Below are 25389 nucleotides of genomic sequence, written 5' to 3' on the forward strand. Positions count from 1 at the left end.
CATGTATAGTATTTATCGACCAGATGGCCTTTTTTTTTAAGGGTAATTTTCAGGTATAATAAGATCAAATCTGCTCCTTAGGGGCTAAATAGGAGTGAAAAGCCAATGGGCGTAAAGCATGGACGGGATTATGAAGGAATATTGACAGATTTGACACAGGCTTTAGGTCGAATACCGGACCGCTACGTTTTCTTTGAAATGGACGAGGAAGAGTGGTCCCGCCTTGGTGTGACAGAGCAGCTCGAAGTGGATGAGGCGCTTGCGGAAGATCTGTTCTATGCGCTGGGTGAGGAGTCTGTTATCCCGGTGGGAAGTGGAGTGGTCATTCATGACAAGGATCAGCACCGAATTCATATCTTAATCGGGGAAGAAGAGCTGACTTTTGTACCACTCATTTAGTATGCTTCCATAAGGTTTTTGGCATGGAAAACGGAGTAGAAGAATCTCCCTAAAGCCTTATGGCTAGTGGATCTAGCGCCATTTGTACTATTGGAATTTGAGGCTTGTCCGTGGTAAGATGATAGTCATGAAACGGGCGAACCGCAGGGCGGTGTACCTATGCGCTTAGGTTGCTATGGGTAACACCAAAGGTTTCGGTGGCAGCATGGACAGGTGTCTGTGATGAGCCATCATATGGGGAGGAAGATAACGTATGGTTTTTTCGCAAGAGGAAGTCGAAGCTCATCTGGGAAGGCTGGAAGGCTGGGAACTGGAAGAGGGACGATGGATTGTCCGCAAGTTCGTATTCTCCAACTACATGAAAGGGATTGCATTTGTGGACGAGGTCGCAGCGATTTCGGAAGCGTTCAATCATCACCCTTTCATTACGATTGACTATACAACGGTGACACTGCGTCTCACATCATGGGATGAGGGTGGCATCACATCTGTAGATATTAAAGAAGCAGGGCAATATAACGAAGCTTTTGAGAAAATGAGGTCGGAATAACCGGGATCGGTTATTATCGCACTACTGAAATGAGTGAAGCATACATGTCAGACGATAATCAGAACAAACCTCTTATTGCTGTCGTAGGCAGCCTTAATATGGATCTGGTCGTGAAGACGGATATTATCCCTGAGGAAGGCGAAACGGTGAGCGGGGAGGAACTGCACTATTTGGCTGGGGGCAAAGGCGCCAATCAGGCGGTTGCTGCTGCACGACTGGGCGGACAGACAACAATGGTTGGTGCTGTAGGTTCGGATGGTTTTGGTGAACGCCTGCTGCATAGTCTAACGGAAAGCGGGGCGGATGCCTCGCAGGTTCGTATTCTGGATGATACCGTTACAGGTACAGCCTCCATCTGGCTATCCAAAGGAGATAACCGGATTATTGTCATTCCCGGAGCGAATGGGCAGGTCGTGCCTGCGATGCTGGAGGAGGCGGATACGGTAAAAAGCCTGACTGCAGCCGCAGCGGTGCTGCTGCAGCTGGAGATCCCGCTGCCTGCGGTCACCCGCGCCGCCCAACTGGCGGCTGAAGGCAGCGCATTGGTGGTGCTCAACCCGGCCCCTGCTGTGCCGGGTCTGCCCCAGGAGCTGCTGCGGTGCGTCGACGTTGTCACGCCGAACCGCAGCGAGCTCGCCGTGCTCACCGGCCGGGATGATCTCCGGCCGGAAGACGTGGATGCGGCGGTCGCAGAGCTTGCCGCATCCCTCGGGGCCGCTGTCGTCACGACGCTCGGTCCCGAGGGGGCTGTGTACGCGGCAGCGCCTAGCGGCCGCGTACAGGCAGGGCGTGCCGGCGCGTGCCGTGCGCCCGGCTACGCCGTAAGCGCCGTCGACACGACCGGCGCTGGCGATTGCTTTAACGGCGCGCTGGCGGTAGCCCTCGCGCGCGGAGAGACGCTTGACACGGCGGTAAGTTTCGCCATGGGCGCAGCCGCGTTGTCCGTGACGAAGCTCGGCGCCCAGTCCGGGATGCCGTCCGCACGTGAAGTGGAAGCTTTTCTCGCTGAGCAGGAGGCAAAGACCCAGTAATCTATGCAAGCTTTTAGGTGAACCAGAGGCGGCATGCGGCCGTAGGATACGCCAATGCAATCAGAGAAATCATAGCGTGCAATTTTCCAGCGGGTATACCTAATATATGACCAAGAGGCTCTTACTTCCCAGCGCGGGTGAGTAAGAGCCTCTTCTTTTGTATGACCATCGATAAACCCAGCAACCCCTGTAATATTGAATACAGGGGTAACTACGTTGTGTGTCCAGCTTCAGTGTGGTTTGGTATGCACGAAGGTGCAGGAGGTGACCAAGATTGAAATCACTAACCCACTATACATGCAATCCGTCACAGACTGATCGCCTTGAACATCTTGGATTACTTCTTCTCTGCCAGCCACATCGCAACATTTGCGATTTCTTCATCCTTCAACTTGTCTTTGAACGAAGGCATACCGCCGCTTTTACCTTTGACAATCGTGGTATAAATCTTCTCCACATCGTCCTGGCTACCAATCTTCTGCAGACTAGGGCCCATGCCCCCTTGAAGCTGATCACCGTGGCAGGTAATACAGTTTGCTTTGACTAGTGCCTCAGCCTGTCCTGCATCCATTGTAACTTGTGGCATCGTCGGTTTCGCTTCTTCTGCAACTTCCTCTTTCCCTGGAAGCGTAAACATTAAAACAATAGCTAAAGCGCACGCTGCAAAAAATACCCCGCTCATGATCCATTTGTGCATCCCTTATGTCCCCTCCAGAATGAAAGATCATCTAACCTGAAACTATCCATATCATTATAACGGAACCTGTAGTTACATCATAGCATTTTGTGGTAATTTTTTGAACTAATCACATAACCGGGGACTTTCAAGGTGCTTTTATAGCCTTTTTTATCCGCGTGGACCTTGATAGACCATGCAATAAAAAGGTTTCAAACCGCTCGGTGTCTGTCGCTCGTATGTATCCTGCGTAACAAATCCGGCTTTGAGATAGACGCGAATGGCACGTTCATTCCATGTCAGAACTTCCAGATCTATTTCGTTTGCAGGGTTCCGGCGAATGGCTTCCTGCACAATGGCCGAGACAAAATCCGTCCCTTGACCATGACCACAGCGTTCGGGATGCATGCCAAGCCCAATGCGGGTGACACCTTCAAGTGCAAAGTATTGAGCGAAACCGCAAATTTGCCCATCCTCCCCCAGTACGACCGCATATTGTTCTTTCCGTAGCTGGGGATCGCCAAATTCCACCTCAAGTGCTTTCATCTGCTCCCAGGGCAGCCAGCTATAAATATTATAAGGCGGGTCATACTGCCAATCGCAGATGAGCTTCGCATGTTCTTCTTGCATGGGCACAACGTGAAACATCACAGGGGCTTCATCCATACAACTGCATGCTCCTCTCATTGTGAACAAGCTATACTGGTTTTGAATTGTCCATATACATATGTCATTCCATATGTAAGTCTGTTTTCACTCTACAAAAGAGGCGTTCATTTGGCAAGTACCCGTTTGAGAAAAAAAGTGAAACAAAAGTTCCGGTAATTTCGTTTATATTATAGTGGGATGGGTAAAAACATTATAAGAGCACGGACAAAGCAATAAAAATTAGCTCTATAAAAAGCTAAAGTTGGTTTAATAGCTTATCCTGAATACGTTTAGAGAAACAAAGCACAAAAAAACCGCCGGATACATTCCTGCGGAGAATGTACCAGACGGTTCTATTATGCTTCGTTACAGTAGTTTTATTGTTCCAGCATGACGTTGCTCAGTTTGTCCCTAGTCGATGGCCAATGTTTCATATGCGTCCGTGCTCATAATGCGTTTAGCGCCAACATAGCGGTTAGCCCAGTAGCTTTCACTTAATGCGCTGATTGTAACTCCTTTGGAAGAAGAGGAGTGTGCAAACTTACCATCCCCTACAAAGATCCCTACATGCGAGACCCCTTTGCCCGTTGTATTGAAAAATACCAGATCGCCTGGTCTCATTTCCATACGGGATACTGAATCGCCCATGTCGAATTGTGAACTGGATTGGCGAGCCAGATCAATGCCCAGCTTGTCGAATACATAACTTGTAAACCCAGAGCAGTCAAAGCCGTTAAGCGTTGTTCCTCCGCTTTTGTATGTAGTTCCCATTGCTGAATCAATGACTTGGTCCATTTTTGAATCTGCGAATGCGCTGCCTGCTCCAAGCGATAATGCGAATGTCAGGCTAAGTACAGCTGCGGTTAATTTCTTCTTAAACAAGAGATATACCCCTTCCAATGCCTACGAGGTTAGCTTAAGGATTCGGTTGAAGGTCCCCTATGATCCCTCTGTTGCAAGATCAATTCACCCATAACTGGTTCCCCCGCTTCCCAGGTGCTAGGAATTTGGCTATGCTAGTTATGCACCTGCGAAATCAAGAAATGACGATTAAATTTTAAGTAGTTACAAATATGAAGGTAAAGATTACAAAGTTGTTACTAAAAACTCACTGCGATTATTGTAACAGAGGTATACCACTTTGGCAACGTTTAACAACAAAATTAACAAAAAAAACCTCGACCTTTGACGGGGAAAGGTCGAGGTTTGCTTATTTAACGGCATTAGATGAGCATAACACTTTACATAGAGATGGTAACAATTTTTAACCGTTCAGTTTATTCCTTGACCGAATTGGACTGCCATAATCGAAAATGGGCGCATATTTTCCACAGGCTCAGCAAACACCTGGCAAGTGGATACGTCTGTTGTAGTATAAGACCGATTAAGCCCGTTACTAACCATGAAGCTGAAGTAAAGGCGCCAAATACCAGCAGATGAAGGCCTCCTAGCAGGACTGCAATGCCAATAAGAGGGATGACCTGGCGTAGCGCAATCCATAGAGCTTGAAACGTACCAAGCGCTCCACCTTCTCCATCAGGAGCCGAGATACCAAACTGCATGTAGAGCAGGATGTGATGGATAACCCACCCGTATACAATCCAGCCAACAACATAGGGTATACCAGGCAGAAGCAGATGGAGAGAATGAAAACCTTCCATGAAGATGGAATAGAGCTTTGGTGCGAGCCAATATGCCGGTAGCAGCAGCAATAGGGTGCGAATGGTGTAGAGCAACAGCATTGGCTTCCACAAATTTTTGACGCCCCGAATGAATGGGATACGTTCTTCCGAATGATTATAATGCTGGAGCGAGTAGAGCAGCCCAGCCTGAATGAGAGGGCTAATCAGCATCCTTAGCAGTAGCATAGCGCCTAGAATCCACAGATAGCGATGAACCTCCGAGTTCGTTGAAAGGCCGAGCTGGCTCTCCATTTTGAACAAGATTGTACTTAGCTCCCCGGCATCAGGATCAGGATAACGCAGGAGCAGCGGGACCACCGCTGACTGTACCATTCGATAAAGGAAGTATCCCCATATTAATTGATAGAGAAACAAGAGTGCTGCAATGAACATATGCTGACGGACGAGAAACCAGCCTTCACGTATTTTCGCTTTCACTGTATCCACCTCACCATGACAGACTTCCGAATATGGCTTCTATAATTTTGGTTGCGCTCATGCTCCAGCGGGATTTGGTTGGCTCATCCAGTCCGGCTTTCAGAAAATTGTTCATATGGTGGTTCTCCAGCACAATGGTGTACAGCGGATCAGTCATTGCCCAGGAAACAGGGGAAGTATAGGTTAGTTTGTAAGTAATGCGTTTGTCGCTTCCATCCCATTCCTTAGTCAGGGTTTTTCCATCCTCGAACACGATTCGAACAGGTACTTTTAAATAGTCACTGCCTTTTTTCTGCAATGTAACTGACGACTCGTACAACGTTTGGCCGTCTTTCAGGATCGGATTGATTGCGATCTTCTCCACTGCAAAGTCAGCCATGCCGTCACCGTATACATACTGATTAAAATAATCGTTCCAGGATGCCCGCGTAACTTGCTCCACAACCTTTTGAAAATCAGATGAAGTAGGGTGTTTAAAGCGGTATTTCTTCACATAGGTCGAGAGAATACGTTCCATTGTTTTTGTACCAACCTGCTGTTCTATTCCGAGTAATACGAGCTTGCCTCGTGTGTATACATTTGCTGCATATTGATTCTGGGAATCAAACTTCCAGGAGTCCTGTGTCAATGAAGCTGGAGAAGTAATGAGAGCTGATTGTACAGGCAGATTCGGGATAAGTCCGTATTCCTGTTCCATCACTTTGTCTTCCGCATAGGAGGTGAATCCTTCATCCAGCCATGCTTCTTCAAATTCATTACTCGCGACCATGCCGTAAAAATACTGATGCCCAATCTCGTGCACAACCGTGCGTTCCAGATCGTAACCAGGAGTAGAATCATCCGCACCGAAGGCAGTGACCAAAGTAGGGTATTCCATTCCCCCTGCGCCATTCCCCGATTTGGGCGGGACAACGATAGATAGTGTGGAATACGGATAAGGGCCAAACCATTTGCTATAATTGGAAAGCGCTGCTTTGGCGGCGTAGAAATAACGTTCCTTCAAATCCTCATGAGCAGGGTCGAGATAAAGCTTGATTCGAACGCCTGGTACATTGGGAGCAGAGAAGGGCTCCTCCGCATAAACAAAATCAGGAGAGGCTGACCAGGCAAAATCATGCACATCATCGGCATAGAACTGATATACTTTTTCGCCATTCTTCACAACAGCTTGCTGGGTTGGAAATCCAGTAGCGGCTACTTTGTATGTTTCCGGTACCCGAATACGCACACTATAGATCCCGAAATCAGCGTAGAACTCTGAATTGCCGTGATACTGATGCAGATTCCAGCCTTCGGTCGTTCGACCTCGTGTGCCAATTGGCTCATATACGCTGAGTTTGGGGAACCATTGGCCTGCCATAACAAAGTTATCTGCTGTTCCCATGCGGGCGAAAATTTTCGGCAGCTTGACCTCAAATCGGGTGCGAAGCGTGATGCTTTCACCACCTTTAACGGGTTTGGGCAGCCTTACCTTAATGAGGGTAGTATCTTTCATGTTCCCGTCATCCGGTTGCACATACTGCATCCGATGCAAGAGAGAAAGCCCGTCCTCTGTTTTCATTTCTGTAATATGCATGGAACCATAACCGTTCGTGGGCATGACATCACCACGAAGTTTCCCCCCGGATTCTTTCATAAAGGTGGTGTCGGCAGAGGAGAAGGCGTTGGGATACATGTGAAAATAAAGTTCGCTGACGGTTTTCTTGCCTGGATGTGTCCAGGTTATCGTCTGGGTCCCCTGCAATACATTTCCGTCTACCAGCTTCACATCCATGTGATATTCCACTACGCGGTTGCTGAATACTTCAGCGGTAGGTGTCTGTATACTTTCCGGAGATGTTTGGGTTTTGACGGGTGCCGTAGGCTTGCCCGATTCCGGGGCGAGCGCAGGCAAGTCAGAATGAATGGAACGTGTGGAACCCAGACCAAGCCATATCCCTCCGGCAACTACACACAGGGCTATAATTGCGGTGAGCCAGCTCTTGGCACGTCGTGGAATCATCGTTAAATACCTCCCGTTGACAAGCATCTACAGCATGTATATGTTTGCATTGGGGCGATTATTAGTTAAAATATTTGTATCAACCCTTGGAGGCTATAAACATGGACCAAAACGAGCAAAACGGCAAAAAACAGATTGCCTTGAATATCGTTAGTGCAAAGAGCAAACACAAAGGCTTTGGTGCAGGCTCTATTGATCTGAACAACCTGTCTCCGGTTATTATTGATAACGGAGAGGCTAAGATCGATATTGGTGCAATGCATGCGAAGAGTAAGGTAGAACGCAACATCAAATTCTCGACCAACCGTGAGGATGTACCCAATGGACGCCAGGTATGGCTGGTATGGGTAGCTGTGGACCGTAACGAACAGGGGCAGTTCTATGGTGGAGCAACTGCATGTGAGATGTGGATTGATACCGAAGCACGGCGTGGATGGAAACTGCTGGCGGATCATGTGAATCGCATGGATTATGCCATGAAGCGCCGGTTCATGCTGGATGAACTTGGACCTGAAGATCGCGCAGCACTCAAGACGCTGCTGACTACGCATAACGAAGAATGGTGGAACGCTTCTCCGGATGAATTGAAAGAAGCACTCGCTTAATTAATGAATGTTCAAAGCTGTTCAAAAAAAAGAAGCAAAAGCCCCAGGACCGAGATGATCGGTTCGGGGTTTTTGCTTGTATGCTAAAATTAAATTTTACAGACGCTGACGTAATTACGTCATTACGTTTTTGCGTCACTTTGGTTACTCCACCCACCAGCGTTTGAAATCCTTCCACCATGAATGCTTCTCTTCCTGTATTCCCTGCTGGTTTTGCACTTCGCGACTGTCTTTATCATTCTCTGAACCCGAGTTGTCTGAAGCGCTGCGACAGACCTCGGTCGGCTCTGTGCCATCAATAAAAACTTCCAGCCTTTTCTCGGCACAGCCATTGCCAGCCAGTTTACCGGATTCAGGATCGATATATACACTGACGACGTTATCCGGTACGGTGAAAATCTTTGGTGGAACGCTGGCGAGAGCCTGTTCCGTAAACTGGGCAAACATGGGTGCCGCACGGCGTCCATCAGATGTAGAAATGGCTTTGCCTTGATCGTAACCGACCCAGACGGCCGTTGATAGCTCTGGAGTGAAGCCGACTAACCAAGCGTCCGTATTCGTTGTCCCCGTTTTGCCGGCGACAGGCCGTTTTATCGTTGCGGATACCCTATTGCCCGTTCCGCCATTCTCAAACACACTTTCCATCAATCGCGTTAATACATAAGCGGCAGCGGGTTCGACGACCCTCTCAGCCTTGGTCTGAGGCGCCTCATAGATGACTCGTCCTGCGGCATCTGTCACCTGCAGAATGGCTACAGGAGGTGTCCTCTGCCCTCCTGCGGCGATCGCGGAGAATGCTGAAGCCATCTCCAATGGACTAACAGGTGAGGTGCCGAGTGCAAGAGAAGGTACCGGGCTCAGGTTGCTCGTAATCCCTAGATTCTTGGCCATCTTCACCACTTGTTCAGGTCCAATCTGCATAATTGTATTGACCGCGTAGATGTTGTCCGAAGCGGCGATCGCCTGTCTCAGATCAATCTCACCTAAATACTTATCCCCGAAGTTGCCGGGTTTATAGGTCTTGCGATCATTGTCATAATGAAACAGGGTCGGCTCGCTTTTAAACATGGACGCACTGGTGAGCTGTTTCGATTCCAGGGCAGCCAGATACATAATCGGTTTAAAAGCAGATCCCGGCTGGCGTGTAGTCGCCAGTACATGGTTAATCTGATTGGTGCGATAATTTTTGCCGCCCACCATCGCTTTGATGTATCCGGTACGGGGATCGATCGATACCAGCGCGGTTTCGAGCTCGCTTTTGGCGTCCATGCCTTTGGCTACGGCGTCTTCTGCCGCTTTTTGTACACGCAGATCCAGCGTGGTGTATATATTCAAGCCTCCATGATCCAGCATCGCTTCGCTGATTCCCAGCTCCTTGATCGCCAGATTCCGGATGTAATCGCGAAAATAGGGTGCACTTTCCACAGTTTTGCGTTCACTTTCGGGCTTGAACGAGAGCATTTCCTCATAAGCCTTGTCGGCTTCCACTTGCGTAATTTTGCCAATGTCCGCCATGGCGTTTAATACAACCTTCTGCCGATCCTTGGCGTTCTTCATATGATTATATGGAGAATAATAGGTCGGACCCTTTGGAATTCCTGCAAGCATGGCACTTTCTGCGAGCGTCAACTGTTTGGCCGATTTGCCAAAATACATGCGTGATGCAGCTTCGATCCCGTAGGCGCCATGACCATAATAAATCTCATTCAGGTACATCTGCAGAAGTTCATCTTTGGTGTACTTCATCTCCAACTGGGCCGTATACATGGCTTCCTTGGCCTTTCGGGTCCATGTCTTTTCATGGGACAAATATAAGTTGCGTGCGAGCTGTTGGGTCAGGGTACTTGCGCCCTGAGACATCTGCATATGTTCCAGGTTTACGAGCACGGCCCGTCCCATCCCTCGGATGTCGAAGCCGACATGATCATAGAACTTGCGGTCCTCTACAGCGAGTGTAGCGTTGACCAAATCAGGTGAGATATCTCCCAACTGCACAGGCACCGAGTCTTTGCCGCCTGCCGAGAATGTGGCAATGACTTCGCCCTGGCTGTCCAGCAGTCTCGAATTGCGATCGGAGTCAGCCAGCGGCAAGCTGGTGGCGTATAGGTAAACCAGTCCTGCTGCCATGACGATAAGGCCGAGAACAGCGAGCAGAGTCAGGCTTTTGATGACTTTCCATATGCGGAACCCGCGTTTGCGGGTCTTTTGGCTTGATTGAGTCATGGGACGGGCTCCTTTCTTTTCTTTCCAGTATGGGAATTCAGTGACACGGATATTCAATCCGCCCGTTTAACGGTTTAAATTATAGTTTTTTGCAGAAAAAAACCGTTTTGCAGTATAAACGTCAATCGCGTATAATGCAAAAGGGTAATGAAAAGATACAGTTCGGCACAACATACAATAGGCAAGGAAGGCCGAACAATACCCGTTGTCAGTGATTTGATTCTTTGATCAGTCAGACGCTAAGTACGCTCTGGTCAATTTAATCTATATAATGAAGTGAACCGCGGACCTTTCCCGCAGCCAGAAACCATAACGCTGTATGGCGCCGAACGCTGGACGTGCTTGAGCGAGCCGACAGCGCATCCGCGCTTTGTCAGGTATGGCTGATCATTAACTTTACGGAAAGAAGGTAGAGATTATGGAATTATGGTTTACGGAGAAACAGACCCCCGCATTCGGAATCACCGCAAAGATTAAGCAGACTTATGTAAGCGAAAAGACGGATTTTCAAGATCTGGCTATGGTAGAGACCGAGGAATTCGGTAATATGTTGCTGCTTGACGGTATGGTGATGACAACAGTGAAAGACGAGTTTGTATATCACGAAATGGCAGCTCACCCTGCGCTGAACACACACCCGAATCCGAAAAAGGTGCTGGTCGTTGGTGGCGGTGACGGCGGAGTGATCCGTGAAGTCATTAAACACAATGCTGTTGAAAAAGCAGTTCTCGTCGAAATCGATGGGAAAGTGATCGAATATTCCAAAAAGTATCTGCCTGAAATCGCCGGTAAGTTGGACGAGCCTAACGTTGAAGTACTGGTGAACGATGGCTACATGCATATTATAGAACATAAAAATGAATACGATGTAATCATCGTTGACTCCACAGAGCCTGTTGGTCCGGCTGCTCCGCTGTTTGAACGCGGTTTCTACCAGGGCATCTATGAAGCGCTGAAAGAAGATGGGATCTTCGTTGCTCAAACGGACAACCCGTGGTTCAAAGCGGATCTCATCCAAAAGGTAAACAAAGACGTTAAAGAAATCTTCCCGATCGTACATGTGTACGGCTGTAATATCCCTACGTACCCAAGCGGTCTGTGGACTTTTACAATGGGCAGCAAAAAACATAATCCGCTTGAGGTGGATGAGACGCAGATTCCAGAGATGGATACGAAATATTACTCTCCACGTCTGCACAAAGCGGCGTTTGTTCTTCCTAAATTCGTGGAAGACCTTACGAAATAAGGAGGAAATAATTAGATGAAGTTGGATCAAGCTTATTCAGGTAACGTGTTTATTTGCAGTTCAGAGGATTATGAGAACTCCAAAGCGGTCATTTATGGTATGCCGATGGATTACACCGTCAGCTTCCGTCCAGGGTCCCGTTTTGGTCCTTCCCATATCCGTCAGGCGTCGGTTGGACTTGAAGAGTACAGCCCTTACCTGGATAAAAGCATTGTGGATATGACTTACTTTGACGCTGGAGATCTGCTTTTGCCTTTCGGTAACGCAGGACGCAGTCTCGAAGTCATCGGAGAATATATCAGCGGCCTGCTGGCTGATGGCAAATTCCCGATTGGTCTTGGCGGGGAACACCTCGTCACTTGGCCTGTCATTCAGCAAATGTACAAAAAATATCCGGATCTTATCCTGATTCATATTGATGCACACGCCGACCTTCGTGAAAACTATGAAGGTGAGCCATTGTCTCACTCGACGCCAGTACGTAAAGCGGCTGAACTGATGGGCGGCAAAAATATTTATCAGTTCGGAATTCGTTCCGGTTCCCGTGAAGAGTTCCAATTCGGACGGGAGAACATTAACTTCTATCCGTTTGAAGTGGCAGCTCCAATGAAGGAAGCTCTTCCGAAAATGGGTAACCGTCCGGTATACGTGACAATCGATATCGACGTGCTTGATCCGTCTGCGGCTCCGGGTACAGGAACTGCAGAAGCGGGCGGTATTACGTCCAAGGAACTGCTTGAAGCCATTCATATGATCGCAGGTTCAGATGTAAATGTGGTCGGTTGTGACTTGGTAGAAGTAGCGCCGATTTACGATCCTACGGAACAAACACAAATTGTAGCTGCGAAGATGATTCGTGAAATGCTGCTTGGATTTGTGAAGTAATTGCAAAATAACATCGTCCTCTGTCTGCGCCAGGTTGAAGCCTGCGTAGGAGGGGGCGTTTTTTTTATTTTTGATGCTTCATCCGTGTTTTATCTATTCCTGCTTGATCCGAAACTGCTCTACCGAGCGGAACAACGAAATTAACTTAACTTAATTTAACTTCTGTCCAGAGCTGTGCTATACTGACTACATAAGTACAGTAATATATTAATTGATATATTACATTCGTGAAGTATATGGGGATTGGGTTCAACCATATACTAAAAAAGAGAGCCTTCACCGCGGGAACGGTAAAGACTCTTAGGACCCGAAAAGGCTGTGGACTGCCACGGCGTGCAAGAATTAAATATTGCTATTCAAGCGAAACCCACCGTCAGGCTGTCAACCTTATGAGGTGGGTTTTCGCTTGCTACGGAACTTTTTGCGCAACCAACGGTAAAGCTTTCGGATACTCAGCACTAGACTGAGGATCGCAGCAATCCATCGGATTACATCAAGCAACGCCACAAGTTTGACCATCGACGTCACCCCCTTTCGGGAAGCTGCGCCGTGATCAAGAAAACATCCACCGTTATTCAAAGTCCATAACATCAATTATAGCACGTACGTTCTCGTACCTCTACCATTTGTTGTATATATGATACCACTCCTGCTTTAAGCGGAAACACGTATTTGGGATGACTCTATCTTGATATTTATATATAATATGGAAATAGGGGAAAGGGGCTTTTGTTATGCATGCAATCCGGGCTCAATTGAGTATGTATCCCAAGTGGTTTATAGCGGTACTTATGATATTTACCATCAATCTTATATTAACAATGACTTTGTTCCTCAATTTAACGTTAATACTGACTAATCTTGCCATGCTATATGTAGCCTTTAGCATCAAGGCACTAAAATACAATAAATTGCATTTTGTCCTTTGCCTTGTTTTAGGTATCACTTTTGTGATTATTGCTGTTAAGACCTATCCCATTTAGAACAACCCTAAGTAGAGATTAATGATGAACCACTCATTCCCATGAGATAAAAAATGTGGGCATGAATGGTTTTTTTATTGCAATAATGTCATGCGCGATAAACAAATTGTTACGTTAAATCCTGCAAAATGGGGTAAAAACATAGAAGGAGGTGTCACAATGACAACAAAGAGCAGAACGACATGGAAACGGATTGGCGCACTCGCACTATCGGTAACATTGGCTTGGGGACTGGGACCGGTACATACTCTACCCGGCGCTAACGCCGCATCCTCTCCAACGTGTGGAAGTGGAGATCATGGATTAACAGCTGCGTTGAAAAAGGGCAGTGGTGTGGAAGGCCAACGACTGCAATTTACGGATATCGACTTTCTAAACAATACAACCGGACGGGCTGCTGGTGAAGGATTTCTCATTGGTACATCCAATTCAGGCTGCACTTGGCAGTCCATCTATACAGGCCAATGGCAGTTCACACAACTTGATTTCCCGAATAATGTGAATGGATTTGCTTTGGCACAGGTCAAGAATTCTCCAACGACATATGTCATCCGCTCAACGGATGGTGGCGCGCACTGGACACGAATGGATACTAAAGGGATACAATTTAAACGTATTGATTTTCGCAATAAAAACGAAGGCTTTGGATACACCTATAATGGAGCCTATTTGACTAAGGATGGCGGTGAAACATGGAATCGAATCTCTACACCTGCCAATACACGCGGAGCTGTGTTCACGACAGAGAAGCAAGGTTATGCCATTGTCGTGGCTCCTGGTTCGGGTTACCGAATCATGCAGACAAGTAACGGCGGCAAGAACTGGACGCAATCGCTGAAGGTCGCCTCAACAACCTGGAGTGGTGGAGACCTATACGCAAGTGGCAAACAGGTATGGGCCCTTCTGTATGGTGATGCAGGAATGTCGCAGCAGTCGTATTCTCTCTACGCGAGCGGGAATGAAGGCAAAAACTGGAGACAGGTCTTCGCTCAATCCACAGCTGGTGGTGGCCCGGCTCCGGGTGCAAGCAGCACAGGGAATGGAAAAGGTCCCGCAGACCCAGGGGGTCATCCCGGAAACATGGCGTTGATCGGTAATCAGACGGCTTATCTCTCCGCAGGATCACCGGCCGCGGGCAAGGTGGGCATTGGACGTTCTTATGATGCAGGTTCCACGTGGAAAAATATTGACCTGAAAGATCCGGGTTATAGCTCCCGCATTTCGTTCCCTTCTGCCAAAACAGGTTGGCTTGTTGTAACAAGCGACAACTCTCCTGCGATATATGAGACGACAGACGGTGGAACAACATGGAAGCAAAAAATATTGTTGCCCGCTGAAAACGAGTAAATGGCGTTATGGCTTGGAATAATTTTAAGGCAATTTCAATCTAAAAGTGTATAAATCTTAACTTGTTTGGCCTACTAAGGCCAACCCAAACTAACAAGTCTTTTCCGGACAAATGGAGCTGGAAAGGGCTTGTTTTGGCTTAAATAAAAACGGTTGAATCCTCTTCAGAAACACGTTATTGTAAGCGATAACAAGACATTTGAGGAGGTTGGAATTATGGTTAATGTTATTTTAAAGGCGGATTCTGAACAAGGATTAATAAATCGCAATATATACGGTCATTTCTCCGAGCATTTGGGACGCTGTATTTATGAGGGCATATGGGTGGGAGAGGATTCACCTATACCCAATACGGAAGGCATTCGAAATGATGTGCTTTCTGCACTGCAAAAACTCCATATTCCCGTACTTCGCTGGCCTGGAGGTTGTTTTGCAGACGAATATCACTGGAAAGATGGCGTAGGTCCAAAAAGTGAACGCGCCCGCATGATCAATACGCACTGGGGCGGGGTAGAAGAGAACAATCATTTTGGCACGCATGAATTCTTGAGATTATGTGAGCTGCTTGGTACGGAGCCATATATCAGTGGCAACCTGGGAAGCGGTACAGTGCAAGAGATGCAGGAATGGGTGGAATACATCACGTTTGACGGCGAATCCCCGATGGCGAACTGGCGGAAGAGCAACGGCCGTGAAGAACCGTGGAAGCTGAAATACTTTGGTGTGGGGAATGAGAACTGGGGCTGCGGCGGAAATATGCGACCGGAATACTACGCAGATGAGTATCGTCGTTATGCTACATATGTACGCAATTATTCCGGTAATGAGATTTATAAAATTGCCTGTGGCCCCAATGACAACAACTATCACTGGATGGAGGTGTTAATGCGGGAAGCCGGTCGTTTTATGGATGGAATCAGCCTGCATTATTACACCATTCCAACAGGTGAGTGGGCAGATAAAGGTCCGGCTACTGGTTTCGGAGAAGCCGAATGGTTCACCACTTTGAAAAAGACGCTATATATGGAAGAGTTACTTGTGAAGCACTCCGAGATTATGGACAAATATGATCCTGAGGGCAGAGTTGGTATCATCGTGGATGAGTGGGGAACATGGTATAACGTTGAACCGGGTACGAATCCAGGGTTCCTGTATCAACAAAATACGATGCGTGATGCTGTACTTGCAGGGATCAACCTGAATATTTTCAATCAACACAATAAAAGGGTGCACATGGCCAATCTGGCACAGATCGTTAATGTTCTTCAGGCTTTGGTTTTGACAGAAGGCGAGAAGATGCTGCTTACGCCTACATATCATGTGTTTGATATGTATCAGGTGCATATGGATGCGCAGCGGTTGGAACTGAACTACGAGAGCCCTGGATACACGTTCGGGGAAGAGAGCATTCCGCAACTAAGTTTGTCGGCTTCTCGCAACAATGATGGCGTTATTCATGTGACTGCGTGCAACCTTAGTCATACGGATGAACTTGAAGTGGTCTGTCAGATTGAATCAACGGACACTTCTGCTGTATCAGGACGAATTCTGCATCACGCAGATTATAGTGCATTCAACACATTTGAACAGCCGGATCAGGTTCAACCTGCGGACTGGAAGGGTATCACACTCGAAAATAACAAACTCCGCTTTGTACTGCCTCCAGCCTCGGTCGGTGTGGTCGCTATAAAGGCTTGATCGATGGATTCATCCGTGCAGAGTAGAAGTGCTGGGAAACGTGAACCATGCAAGGGTTGTAATGATCAGTATGACGTGAAGATTAGTGAAGCAAAAATGGCCCGACTCGTGGAGTTGGCCTCACGCTCACGTCCGGCCGTCGAGGATGCCCAATATGAGCGGCGTTTATCCATCTGCTCTGATTGTCCGGGTTTACAATACGGTACGACCTGCCGCTATTGTGGCTGTCTCGTTCAGGTGCGGGCCAAGCTGACAGAGTCGACCTGTCCGTTTCCATATGAGCCGCGATGGACCTGATCCAGAAGATATTTCTTTATTAATGAAGCAAAGCAGAGCTGCACTTTACAGGTGTGGCTCTGCTTTTTTTGGCGTTGATAGGTAAAAACTCTGAATTTGGATTTGAATTGAGCGGGTGAACTGGATATAGTTATACAGTAGAGTGTAGGATAGCGAGCTATCCGGAAATATGAGCGCGTATAGCGGCACAACAATACAGGAAGGGCTGTTCTCACCGGCCGTGCCTGATTTTGCGTCGCCTCGAATATAATGGAGGTTAACATTCATGTCGAACATGCGACCGGTACAGATCCGGCTGCACAGCCGTTATGAAGGTGAAGATGTACTGCAGGAAATGCAGGGTGAAGCCGTATTGAAAGGGTCTGTGCTCTATGTTCGTTATGAAGAGCCACAGGCTGGACCAGAGGGCGGTATTACCCGAACAACATTGAAGCTGGGCGGACAATCCATCAAGATTATACGTCACGGCGAGGTGGAATCGGAGCAAACGTTTGAATTAAACCGCAAGCTTCCTGGTTTTTACCGCTCGCCGTATATGTCGTTTGCCTTGTCCACGCATACACAGGAGCTGGAACTTTCCATTCAGGGATTGAGCGCACGCGCAGCGTGGAGCTACGACTTTTACCGCTTTGACGAAGAATCCGGACATTTCGCGATTAGTTTGCATATACAGGAGGAACCAATTTAATGACACGTAATCCATTAGATACGATTAACGAACGGGTAAGTACAGCCATCGGCAATGCCATTGTGACTGCCGGCATTGTTGCGCGGGAGGATCTGCCAACCATCACCCTTGAAGTACCACGGGAGAAAACACACGGCGACCTGGCGACCAATGCGGCGATGCAACTGACCAAGATGGCCAAGCGTAATCCGCGTCAGATCGCAGAAGAGATTATTGCCAATCTCAATCTGACTGAAGCTGGAATCGAGAAAGCAGAGATTGCCGGACCAGGATTTATTAACTTTAAGTTGGACAAGAGTTATCTGTATCCTGTGCTGGGGCTTGTACATGAGCAGGGTGAGAATTATGGAAGAATCAATGTCGGTGAAGGGCGCAAGGTTGAGATGGAGTTTGTCAGTGCCAACCCGACAGGCAGTCTGCATCTGGGACATGCGCGTGGAGCGGCTGTCGGTGATGCCCTTTGCAACATCCTCGATTACGCCGGATATGATGTTACGCGTGAATACTATATTAATGACGCCGGTAACCAGGTGTTTAACCTGGCTCGCTCCATTGAAGCTCGTTATTTGCAGGAACTGGGCCAAGATGCAGAGATGCCGGAAGATGGCTATCATGGTGAAGATATCAAAGGGTTTGCCAAGGAGTTAGTGGCCGAGAAAGGCGATTCTTTGCTGTCCATGCATCCAGGTGACCGTGCAGCTTATTTCCGCGACTTTGGTTTGGAGAAAGAACTGGACAAGATCAAACGTGACTTGAATCGCTTCCGTGTCAATTTCGACATCTGGTTCAGCGAAACTTCACTGTATGATAACGGAGAAGTGCTGCGTGTGCTTGACGAATTGCGTGATCGTAATGAAATCTATGAACAAGACGGAGCGACCTGGTTGAAAACCATGCAGTATGGTGACGATAAAGAGCGTGTTCTGATCAAAAATGACGGTACGTACACGTACCTCACGCCTGACATTGCTTATCACCGTGATAAATATGCGCGTGGATACGACACAATGATTAACATTTGGGGAGCGGACCACCACGGTTATATTCCACGGATGAAAGCGGCCATGCAGGCACTGGGCAACGATCCTGAGAAATTGGTCGTGCTGATTGCACAGATGGTGAGCTTGTTCCAGAACGGCGAAAAAGTGAAGATGTCCAAGCGTACAGGCAAGGCGGTAACGATGGAAGATCTGATGGACGAAGTAGGCATTGATGCCATTCGTTACTTCTTTACCATGCGCAGCATGGACTCTCATCTGGACTTCGACATGGACCTCGCAATTTCGACGTCCAATGAAAATCCTGTATTCTATGTACAATACGCTCACGCTCGTGTATGCAGCGTATACCGTCAGGCAGAGGAACAAGGCATTGAGCTGCTGCCATTGGCAGAGATTGACCTTTCAAAACTGACAACGGAACATGAATATGACCTTCTTCGCAAAATGGGTGAACTGCCTGAAGAAATCGCGACTGCTGCTACGGGATATGCGCCGCATCGTATTGTTCGTTATGTATATGAGCTGGCATCTCTGTTCCACAGTTACTATCGTGCAGAGCGCGTCATTACGGAAGACGCGGGACAAACCCAGGCGCGTCTGGCGCTGATCGGTGCTGTACGCACCGTCATCGCAACAGCGCTTCGTCTGGTGGGCGTATCCGCACCGGACAAAATGTAATTCAAGCCCTAGCGGTGTACCACCGCCCTGCGGCTTTGGCAAAAAGTCTCCATGCACCACGCCTGCAATGCAGCGTGGACATGGAGACTTTTTGCTGTGCCCGCGCCGAGGTTCACACGGCCGCGAGGCACTCAAGGCGAGCGCTGCCTACCGCCATGTGCAACTACCGTGAAGCATCACATCGCGCGGCATTGCTGTGCCTAGCGATGCTTCACGGCACGGCTCCCTGCGGCAGGCAGCGCTCTTTACCCTCTGCCCTCCTGCATTAGCTTGAGGGCGTCAATCTCGCCACCGCGTATTTTGCTCTTCGCGGTGGTGGTCTTGCGTGCGCGCAGCGGAACGGTCGCGCGCTTCACGAGCGTTTTGATCTCGGCTGGCGACAGGCCGGGATGCTTCGCAAGCAAGAGTGCTATGGCGCCGCTGACATGCGACGTGGCCATGGAGGTGCCGCTCATCTCATGGTGTTTGCCCTGCACCCAGCATGAGACAATTTTGTCCCCGGGCGCATATACATCGACGTAGGCACCTCGGTTACTGAACGAGGCAATTCGCCGGTTCTTGTCGGTTGCCCCGACTGATATCGTTTGCGGATAACGTGCTGGATAATCAATGCTGCGACGTTTGCCGTCATTTCCGGAGGAAGCAACAATGACAATCCCGGCCTGGTAAGCGCGATTCACAACATCAAGCAATGCTTTGCTACGTGTTTTCATGCCAAAGCTCATATTGATAATATCGACCCGATTGCGCACACACCAATCGATGCCAAGTACAATGTCTGAAACGAAGGCCGAACCATTATGGTCGAATGCCTTCACCGGATAGATCAGGGAGCGAGGAGCTACACCGATCATCCCTGCGGTACTATTGGCAGCGGCAATGGTACCGGCAATGTGGGTGCCATGACCGTTATCATCATGAGGAAGCAGACTGCGGTTTAACAGATTGATTCCACGTGCCAGCGAATAGCGAAGATCCGGGTGTTGATAATCGGCACCTGTGTCAATTACGCCAATTTTGATTCGGTGTCCCGTGGATACGGACCATACTTTGGGAGCGCGAATCTGTTTTACACCCCAAGGTATGCCCTGAGCACTGCTTGGTTTACTGTGAAGCGCGGTGGCATGAAGGGAGATGGGGATATCTTCTTCTACCGTAATCTCATCGCTGTATCGAGATAATGCTTCTGGGTCATGCACCGGAGCGATAATAGAGCGGGCTAGCCGGGAGGATCGTACCACACCAAGATCAGTAAATTCATTCCGCATCCGCGACAGTTCTACAAGGCAGGCCTCATATTGCTTCGGTTTGGCGAACTGGATCATGTACCGCCGCCCCTGTTCTGGTTTAGGACGTTGTATTCCTTCAACCAATTGATGTAGAAAACCAGTATAGTCCATAATGGGCAGCCCCCTTCGGGATGAACATGCTGAGGTATTCTATGAATGCGTTGATCCCGCCGCATGGGGAACATGCCCTTTTTTTACAAAAACACGTTCTCTTCGTGTCAAAACGGGCGCAGGGACATATGATGGATGGAGGGCTAGAGGGCTCTTGCGGGGACCCTGGTGAGGAGCAATCCTTCAAGGGTATACAGTCAGAAGGCGGAGGGGACTCCGTCTTTTTTATATGATGACGCTTTTTTTTACCGGAAGGCGATAGGCCCGCGAGTTAGATGTCTTCTATGGTCTATATATATTGCTTGTATAAGTCGCATTTTGGAATTAGAAGGCATCGATACATAAAAACTTGCTTTTTAACGCTAAATAGGTTTTACTTAGGTTTGTTAATGGATATGTTATACGTAACGTTCCAGTTCGTAGGGATATAAAGTGAATTATGTGTGAGAGGAAGTGTCTGTCAGTGAGTACCTCGCTCAATTTGAAGATTGATAAAGAAAAGGTAAGAGAGATTCCTTTGGTGGACCTCGCCTTTATGGTGCTGAAAGCGGCTAATACGCCGTATTACTACCGTGATTTGATGAATGAGGTAGCTAAACAGCGCGGAATGACTGATGAAGAAATCAACGAGTTTATCGCCCAGCTATATACCGAGATTAATATCGATGGCCGTTTTGCTTGCGTCGGTACAAGTCTATGGGGCTTGAAGCGCTGGTATCCTGTAGCTGGATCGGAAGATACCATGACGGGTGCGAAGCGTCCGCGCATCATCAACGATGAAGACGATGATCTGGAAGACGAAGACTTCGGCGAAGAGGAAGACAGCTACAACAGCGACGAAGACTTCGATAATTCTGACGATGATCAGGATGACGATGATGACGACGATGATGATGACGAAGACGACATCTTTGATGAAGAAGATGGCGATGAAGAAGTTCTGGTTGAAGATGACGATTTGGAAGATGAAGACCTCGATGAAGACGATGAAGAAGAGTCCGAAGACGAGGATGAATTTGACGACGATTCCGATAAGTAACCGTCATTTTTGATGTCGATATTTTACCCGTTTTCCCCGGATAGTCAGCCTTGACAGCAGACGGGGTAACGGGTAAACTATTGCATGGGCTTATGAATGAGCGACAAAATATTTATGTTTTTTATAAAAAGTGCCCCGTCCTGCGGGAGTACTTTTTTTGTATTTTTAGAGGCAGAATTTTGCAAAATGATTTGAATTCCGCATGCTCCCGGCCAACAATCCGTGGTCTATTTTTGTATATTCAAAAGACAAAAATCATTGATTCAATGATCTCATTTGGGGACAGGCTCGGAAGTTGGCTTTCGGAAGGTTTGCACCATTCTACGCTGTAGAGCAACGTTGTTTACACACGGTCTTCGCATGAAAGAGCAGTTCGCAGATGCAGGGAATTTCTGCCATTGCTCTTTTTAACGATGATTACCTGGGAAACGGGTTACGATAATACCATATATCGCCTGAATTTCTGTACTTATATTAGGAGGGTAATAACAGTGACAAAGTATATTTTCGTGACGGGCGGAGTTGTGTCCTCCCTGGGCAAAGGGATAACGGCTGCCTCGCTGGGCAGATTGCTGAAAAACAGAGGGTTGAAGGTAACCATTCAAAAATTTGATCCATACATCAATATCGACCCGGGAACAATGAGTCCTTATCAGCATGGTGAGGTTTTTGTAACGGATGATGGCGCGGAAACGGATCTTGACCTTGGTCACTACGAACGTTTTATTGACATTAACCTCTCCAAAAACAGCAACGTCACGACTGGTAAAGTATACTCCTCGGTCATCAGCAAAGAGCGGCGTGGGGAATATCTGGGCGGAACGGTACAAGTCATTCCACACATCACGAACGAGATCAAAGAGCGCGTATTCCGCGCAGGACGTGAAGCGGGTTCGGATGTTGTAATTACGGAGATCGGCGGTACGGTGGGTGACATCGAGAGCTTGCCTTTCCTGGAAGCTATTCGCCAAATCAAGAGTGATGTAGGTCGTGACAACGTCATGTACATCCATGTAACACTTATTCCTTACATCAAGGCTGCAGGTGAAGTGAAAACCAAACCAACTCAGCATAGCGTGAAGGAATTGCGCAGCATCGGTATTCAGCCAAACGTCATTGTTTGCCGTACAGAGTATGAGCTGTCCAAAGACATGAAAGCAAAAATCGCTCTCTTCTGTGACATTGATGAAAACGCCGTGGTGGAATGTCGTGATGCAGACACATTGTACCAAGTGCCTTTGAACCTGCGCGAAGAAGGTTTGGACGAGATCGTGGTAAACCACCTGAAGCTGACTACTCCTGCACCGGATATGAGCGAGTGGGAAGGGTTGGTTGACCGGATCAACAAGCTGCAGCATACCGTGGAGATTGCCATTGTAGGTAAATATGTAGCTTTGCATGATGCTTATTTGAGTGTTGTTGAATCCTTGTCTCATGCAGGATTCGCATCCAATGCTGATGTGAAGATCCGCTGGATTCACTCTGAAGATATCACCGATGAGAATGTGGGCGATCTGCTGCACGGTGTAGGCGGAATCCTGGTACCAGGCGGATTTGGTGATCGGGGTATTGAAGGTAAAGTATCTGCAATTCGTTATGCTCGTGAGAAACAAATTCCGTTCTTCGGTATTTGCTTGGGTATGCAGGTTTCTGTTATCGAATATGCACGTTCCATCGTTGGTCTGACTGGGGCGAACAGCTCCGAGATCAATCCAGCTACGGAGTTCCCGGTGATCGATCTGCTGCCTGAACAAAAAGATATCGAAAACCTGGGTGGTACAATGCGTCTGGGGCTGTATCCTTGTAAGCTTCAAGAAGGTTCCCTGGCGATGTCCTGTTATGATGATGAACTGGTCTATGAGAGACACCGTCACCGGTACGAGTTCAATAATGAATACCGTGAAGCGATCGAAAAAGCCGGTCTGGTTATCTCGGGTACATCCCCGGATGGACGTTTGGTTGAGATCGTGGAGCTTCCGGAACACCCATGGTTCCTGGCGGTACAATTCCATCCGGAATTCACTTCCCGTCCGAACCGTCCACAGCCGTTGTTCCGTGAGTTTGTCAAAGCTTCTCTGGAGAGCTCTAAAAAGTAATGACTATTCAAGAAACTGTATAATTGGATGTTCCTGGCGATTGAAAAATTGCCGGGGCATCCTTTTTTTTATTACATAAAAAGTTGATGAAAATGGTTTTTTGCTTTTTGGGATGTAAGCAGGATTTCAATGGGTGAGGTAGAATACTTATCATGACGACTATGGGATTGTTATCCAGATTCAGAAGTACATGCTTTCCTAATTCTAGGAGGTTAATCAGTGGAAAATAAAAAAGTTTTGATTGTCGATGACCAGAATGGTATTCGAATCCTGTTAATGGAAGTGTTCAGCAGCGAAGGATATAATACGTTCCAAGCGCCTAACGGGAAGATCGCCCTGGAGATAGTAAATAATGACAAACCTGATCTTGTGCTGCTTGATATGAAGATTCCTGGCATGGATGGCCTGGAAATTCTGAAACATATTAAGGAAATTGATCCGGATATCAAAGTCATCATGATGACGGCTTATGGTGAACTGGACATGATCAAGGAAGCTACCGATCTTGGAGCGCTCATGCACTTCACGAAACCGTTCGATATCGATGAAATGCGCGTGGCAGTCAATATGCAGCTTCGAAATGATACTGCGAATAAGTGCAGCTGAATCCTGTGGACACAGGATTTTTTTGCGTGTGAAGCTGTGAGAGTTTGCGAGTAAACATAGAGGGTATTTCAGTAAGGCGTCAGGGGAATATTGGAAATGGGGACGTCGCCATGCTGTGTCTATGAAAACTGTGCTGCAAAGCACAGCATTTTTGCAAATGCTTGTTTAGTATTTGACATGGGATGTGGTATAATAAGCCCGTATGTGATTTCGGCTAAAAACCATAGACACAACCCAACACCCCTAGGAGGATTGAAACCATGCCATTAGTATCTATGACAGACATGTTGAACAAAGCACTCGAAGGAAAATATGCAGTTGGTCAATACAACATCAATAACCTTGAGTGGACTCAAGCGATTCTTGCTGCTGCTGAAGAAGAGAAATCCCCAGTAATCCTGGGCGTATCCGAAGGCGCAGCTCGTCATATGAGCGGTTTCTACACAGTAGTTAAAATGGTAGAAGGACTCATTCACGACATGAAAATCTCCGTTCCAGTTGCAATTCACCTGGACCACGGTTCCAGCTTTGATAAGTGTAAAGAAGCGATCGATGCTGGATTTACATCCGTAATGATCGACGGTTCCCATCACTCCATCGATGAAAACATCGAAATGACTAAAAAAGTTGTTGAATATGCACACGCTAAAGGCGTTTCTGTAGAAGCCGAAGTAGGTACTGTTGGTGGACAAGAAGACGACGTTATCGGTGGCATCATGTACGCTGACCTGAACGAGTGTGTACGTATCGTTAAGGAAACAGGTATCGACACATTGGCTCCAGCTCTTGGTTCTGTACACGGTCCTTACCATGGCGAGCCTAACCTGGGCTTTAAAGAAATGGAAGAAGTTCGCGATGCAGTTAACGTTCCACTGGTACTGCACGGTGGTACGGGTATCCCTAAACATGATATCGACAAAGCCATTTCCCTGGGAACTTCCAAAATTAACGTGAACACTGAGAACCAAATTGCATTCTCCAAAGTGGTTCGCGAAGTGCTTGCAGCTAAACCAGATGCTTACGATCCACGTACATTCATCGTACCAGGCCGTGATGCAATCAAAGAAACCGTTAAAGGTAAAATTCGCGAGTTTGGTTCTAACAACAAAGCGTAAGTTGTCTTTACCAGTTCCATACTGTGAAAGTGGAAAGAACACCGCCTAGCCGGTGT

22 protein-coding genes and 1 riboswitch are annotated in these 25389 nt (G+C 47.7%); of the genes, 15 read left to right on the top strand and 7 right to left on the bottom strand.

What is annotated here, in order from left to right; translation table 11 throughout:
• Window positions 1-105 precede the first annotated feature (105 nt).
• The 3 genes from MHB49_RS00495 (at window position 106) to rbsK (ending at window position 1980) form a co-directional block, all read left to right on the top strand.
• Complete coding sequence (locus tag MHB49_RS00495) at window positions 106-399, top strand: hypothetical protein (RefSeq protein ID WP_247900183.1); 294 nt, start codon at window positions 106-108, stop codon at window positions 397-399.
• Window positions 400-652: 253 nt separating this feature from the next.
• A complete protein-coding gene (locus MHB49_RS00500; protein WP_247900184.1) occupies window positions 653-949 on the top strand; it encodes a 4a-hydroxytetrahydrobiopterin dehydratase in 297 nt (98 codons plus the stop codon).
• 44 nt (window positions 950-993) lie between these two features.
• The gene (gene rbsK, locus MHB49_RS00505) at window positions 994-1980 is read left to right on the top strand and encodes a ribokinase (RefSeq protein WP_405154637.1); all 987 of its coding nucleotides are present in this window, start codon (window positions 994-996) and stop codon (window positions 1978-1980) included.
• Window positions 1981-2317: 337 nt separating this feature from the next.
• Here the strand turns inward: rbsK and MHB49_RS00510 are convergent, their stop codons facing one another.
• The 5 genes from MHB49_RS00510 to MHB49_RS00530 all read right to left on the bottom strand — a co-directional run bounded on the left by MHB49_RS00510 (window position 2318) and on the right by MHB49_RS00530 (window position 7426).
• Window positions 2318-2677, bottom strand: a complete 360-nt coding sequence (locus tag MHB49_RS00510) for a c-type cytochrome (RefSeq protein WP_400349464.1) — start codon at window positions 2675-2677, stop codon at window positions 2318-2320.
• Between the two features lie 150 nt (window positions 2678-2827).
• Entirely contained in the window at window positions 2828-3322 is a 495-nt protein-coding gene (locus MHB49_RS00515) for a GNAT family N-acetyltransferase (RefSeq protein ID WP_405154638.1), read from the bottom strand.
• A 393-nt stretch (window positions 3323-3715) separates the two neighbouring features.
• On the bottom strand, window positions 3716-4186 hold the full coding sequence (locus MHB49_RS00520; protein WP_024628797.1) for a C40 family peptidase: 471 nt from the start codon (window positions 4184-4186) through the stop codon (window positions 3716-3718).
• Between the two features lie 3 nt (window positions 4187-4189).
• Window positions 4190-4327: riboswitch (cyclic di-AMP (ydaO/yuaA leader) on the bottom strand.
• A 254-nt stretch (window positions 4328-4581) separates the two neighbouring features.
• On the bottom strand, window positions 4582-5424 hold the full coding sequence (locus MHB49_RS00525) for a hypothetical protein (protein WP_405154639.1): 843 nt from the start codon (window positions 5422-5424) through the stop codon (window positions 4582-4584).
• A gap of 10 nt (window positions 5425-5434) precedes the next feature.
• Entirely contained in the window at window positions 5435-7426 is a 1992-nt protein-coding gene (locus MHB49_RS00530) for a M1 family metallopeptidase (protein ID WP_405154640.1), read from the bottom strand.
• 101 nt (window positions 7427-7527) lie between these two features.
• On the opposite strand from MHB49_RS00530, the gene MHB49_RS00535 reads away from it, so the two are divergent.
• Entirely contained in the window at window positions 7528-8031 is a 504-nt protein-coding gene (locus MHB49_RS00535) for a YwhD family protein (protein ID WP_247900190.1), read from the top strand.
• 144 nt (window positions 8032-8175) lie between these two features.
• Here the strand turns inward: MHB49_RS00535 and MHB49_RS00540 are convergent, their stop codons facing one another.
• Window positions 8176-10254, bottom strand: coding sequence for a transglycosylase domain-containing protein (locus MHB49_RS00540; protein WP_405154641.1), 2079 nt, complete (start codon window positions 10252-10254; stop codon window positions 8176-8178).
• Between the two features lie 418 nt (window positions 10255-10672).
• Between MHB49_RS00540 and speE the strand changes: the two genes are divergently transcribed.
• The 7 genes from speE to argS all read left to right on the top strand — a co-directional run bounded on the left by speE (window position 10673) and on the right by argS (window position 19077).
• Complete coding sequence (gene speE, locus MHB49_RS00545; RefSeq protein ID WP_247900192.1) at window positions 10673-11500, top strand: polyamine aminopropyltransferase; 828 nt, start codon at window positions 10673-10675, stop codon at window positions 11498-11500.
• Window positions 11501-11515: 15 nt separating this feature from the next.
• A complete protein-coding gene (speB, locus tag MHB49_RS00550; RefSeq protein ID WP_247900193.1) occupies window positions 11516-12385 on the top strand; it encodes an agmatinase in 870 nt (289 codons plus the stop codon).
• A 1142-nt stretch (window positions 12386-13527) separates the two neighbouring features.
• Complete coding sequence (locus MHB49_RS00555; RefSeq protein WP_405154642.1) at window positions 13528-14715, top strand: WD40/YVTN/BNR-like repeat-containing protein; 1188 nt, start codon at window positions 13528-13530, stop codon at window positions 14713-14715.
• A 216-nt stretch (window positions 14716-14931) separates the two neighbouring features.
• Window positions 14932-16413 carry an alpha-N-arabinofuranosidase gene (locus MHB49_RS00560; RefSeq protein WP_405154643.1) on the top strand — a complete coding sequence of 494 codons (1482 nt, stop codon included), beginning with the start codon at window positions 14932-14934 and terminating at the stop codon, window positions 16411-16413.
• Window positions 16414-16428: 15 nt separating this feature from the next.
• The gene (locus MHB49_RS00565) at window positions 16429-16710 is read left to right on the top strand and encodes a DUF6171 family protein (protein ID WP_405154644.1); all 282 of its coding nucleotides are present in this window, start codon (window positions 16429-16431) and stop codon (window positions 16708-16710) included.
• A 265-nt stretch (window positions 16711-16975) separates the two neighbouring features.
• Complete coding sequence (locus MHB49_RS00570) at window positions 16976-17398, top strand: DUF1934 domain-containing protein (protein WP_247900197.1); 423 nt, start codon at window positions 16976-16978, stop codon at window positions 17396-17398.
• A complete protein-coding gene (gene argS / locus MHB49_RS00575; RefSeq protein ID WP_405154645.1) occupies window positions 17398-19077 on the top strand; it encodes an arginine--tRNA ligase in 1680 nt (559 codons plus the stop codon). Before MHB49_RS00570 ends, argS begins: the two co-directional genes overlap by 1 nt.
• Window positions 19078-19322: 245 nt before the next feature.
• Here the strand turns inward: argS and MHB49_RS00580 are convergent, their stop codons facing one another.
• Window positions 19323-20477, bottom strand: a complete 1155-nt coding sequence (locus MHB49_RS00580) for a S8 family peptidase (protein ID WP_405154646.1) — start codon at window positions 20475-20477, stop codon at window positions 19323-19325.
• Between the two features lie 463 nt (window positions 20478-20940).
• Between MHB49_RS00580 and rpoE the strand changes: the two genes are divergently transcribed.
• The 4 genes from rpoE (at window position 20941) to fba (ending at window position 25333) form a co-directional block, all read left to right on the top strand.
• Window positions 20941-21516, top strand: coding sequence for a DNA-directed RNA polymerase subunit delta (gene rpoE, locus MHB49_RS00585; protein WP_405154647.1), 576 nt, complete (start codon window positions 20941-20943; stop codon window positions 21514-21516).
• Window positions 21517-22007: 491 nt separating this feature from the next.
• Window positions 22008-23612, top strand: coding sequence for a CTP synthase (locus MHB49_RS00590; protein ID WP_247900201.1), 1605 nt, complete (start codon window positions 22008-22010; stop codon window positions 23610-23612).
• Window positions 23613-23831: 219 nt separating this feature from the next.
• The gene (locus MHB49_RS00595) at window positions 23832-24218 is read left to right on the top strand and encodes a response regulator (RefSeq protein ID WP_024628781.1); all 387 of its coding nucleotides are present in this window, start codon (window positions 23832-23834) and stop codon (window positions 24216-24218) included.
• Window positions 24219-24478: 260 nt separating this feature from the next.
• Window positions 24479-25333: a class II fructose-1,6-bisphosphate aldolase gene (gene fba, locus MHB49_RS00600; RefSeq protein ID WP_247900202.1), complete on the top strand. Its 855-nt coding sequence runs from the start codon at window positions 24479-24481 to the stop codon at window positions 25331-25333.
• Window positions 25334-25389: the final 56 nt, after the last annotated feature.

The sequence above is a fragment of the Paenibacillus sp. FSL K6-0108 genome (assembly GCF_045040695.1).
Taxonomy (GTDB): Bacteria; Bacillota; Bacilli; order Paenibacillales; family Paenibacillaceae; genus Paenibacillus; species Paenibacillus pabuli_B.

Bases quoted from the DNA above. Each gene is read 5' to 3' on its own strand.
- argS (WP_405154645.1), top strand. From the start codon at position 17,398: ATGACACGTAATCCATTAGATACGATTAACGAACGGGTAAGTACAGCC.
- MHB49_RS00530 (WP_405154640.1), bottom strand. From the start codon at position 7,426: ATGATTCCACGACGTGCCAAGAGCTGGCTCACCGCAATTATAGCCCTG.
- MHB49_RS00560 (WP_405154643.1), top strand. From the start codon at position 14,932: ATGGTTAATGTTATTTTAAAGGCGGATTCTGAACAAGGATTAATAAAT.
- MHB49_RS00510 (WP_400349464.1), bottom strand. From the start codon at position 2,677: ATGCACAAATGGATCATGAGCGGGGTATTTTTTGCAGCGTGCGCTTTA.
- speE (WP_247900192.1), top strand. From the start codon at position 10,673: ATGGAATTATGGTTTACGGAGAAACAGACCCCCGCATTCGGAATCACC.
- rbsK (WP_405154637.1), top strand. From the start codon at position 994: ATGTCAGACGATAATCAGAACAAACCTCTTATTGCTGTCGTAGGCAGC.
- fba (WP_247900202.1), top strand. From the start codon at position 24,479: ATGCCATTAGTATCTATGACAGACATGTTGAACAAAGCACTCGAAGGA.
- speB (WP_247900193.1), top strand. From the start codon at position 11,516: ATGAAGTTGGATCAAGCTTATTCAGGTAACGTGTTTATTTGCAGTTCA.
- MHB49_RS00535 (WP_247900190.1), top strand. From the start codon at position 7,528: ATGGACCAAAACGAGCAAAACGGCAAAAAACAGATTGCCTTGAATATC.
- MHB49_RS00515 (WP_405154638.1), bottom strand. From the start codon at position 3,322: ATGGATGAAGCCCCTGTGATGTTTCACGTTGTGCCCATGCAAGAAGAA.
- MHB49_RS00540 (WP_405154641.1), bottom strand. From the start codon at position 10,254: ATGACTCAATCAAGCCAAAAGACCCGCAAACGCGGGTTCCGCATATGG.
- MHB49_RS00555 (WP_405154642.1), top strand. From the start codon at position 13,528: ATGACAACAAAGAGCAGAACGACATGGAAACGGATTGGCGCACTCGCA.
- MHB49_RS00500 (WP_247900184.1), top strand. From the start codon at position 653: ATGGTTTTTTCGCAAGAGGAAGTCGAAGCTCATCTGGGAAGGCTGGAA.
- MHB49_RS00570 (WP_247900197.1), top strand. From the start codon at position 16,976: ATGTCGAACATGCGACCGGTACAGATCCGGCTGCACAGCCGTTATGAA.
- MHB49_RS00580 (WP_405154646.1), bottom strand. From the start codon at position 20,477: ATGGACTATACTGGTTTTCTACATCAATTGGTTGAAGGAATACAACGT.
- MHB49_RS00495 (WP_247900183.1), top strand. From the start codon at position 106: ATGGGCGTAAAGCATGGACGGGATTATGAAGGAATATTGACAGATTTG.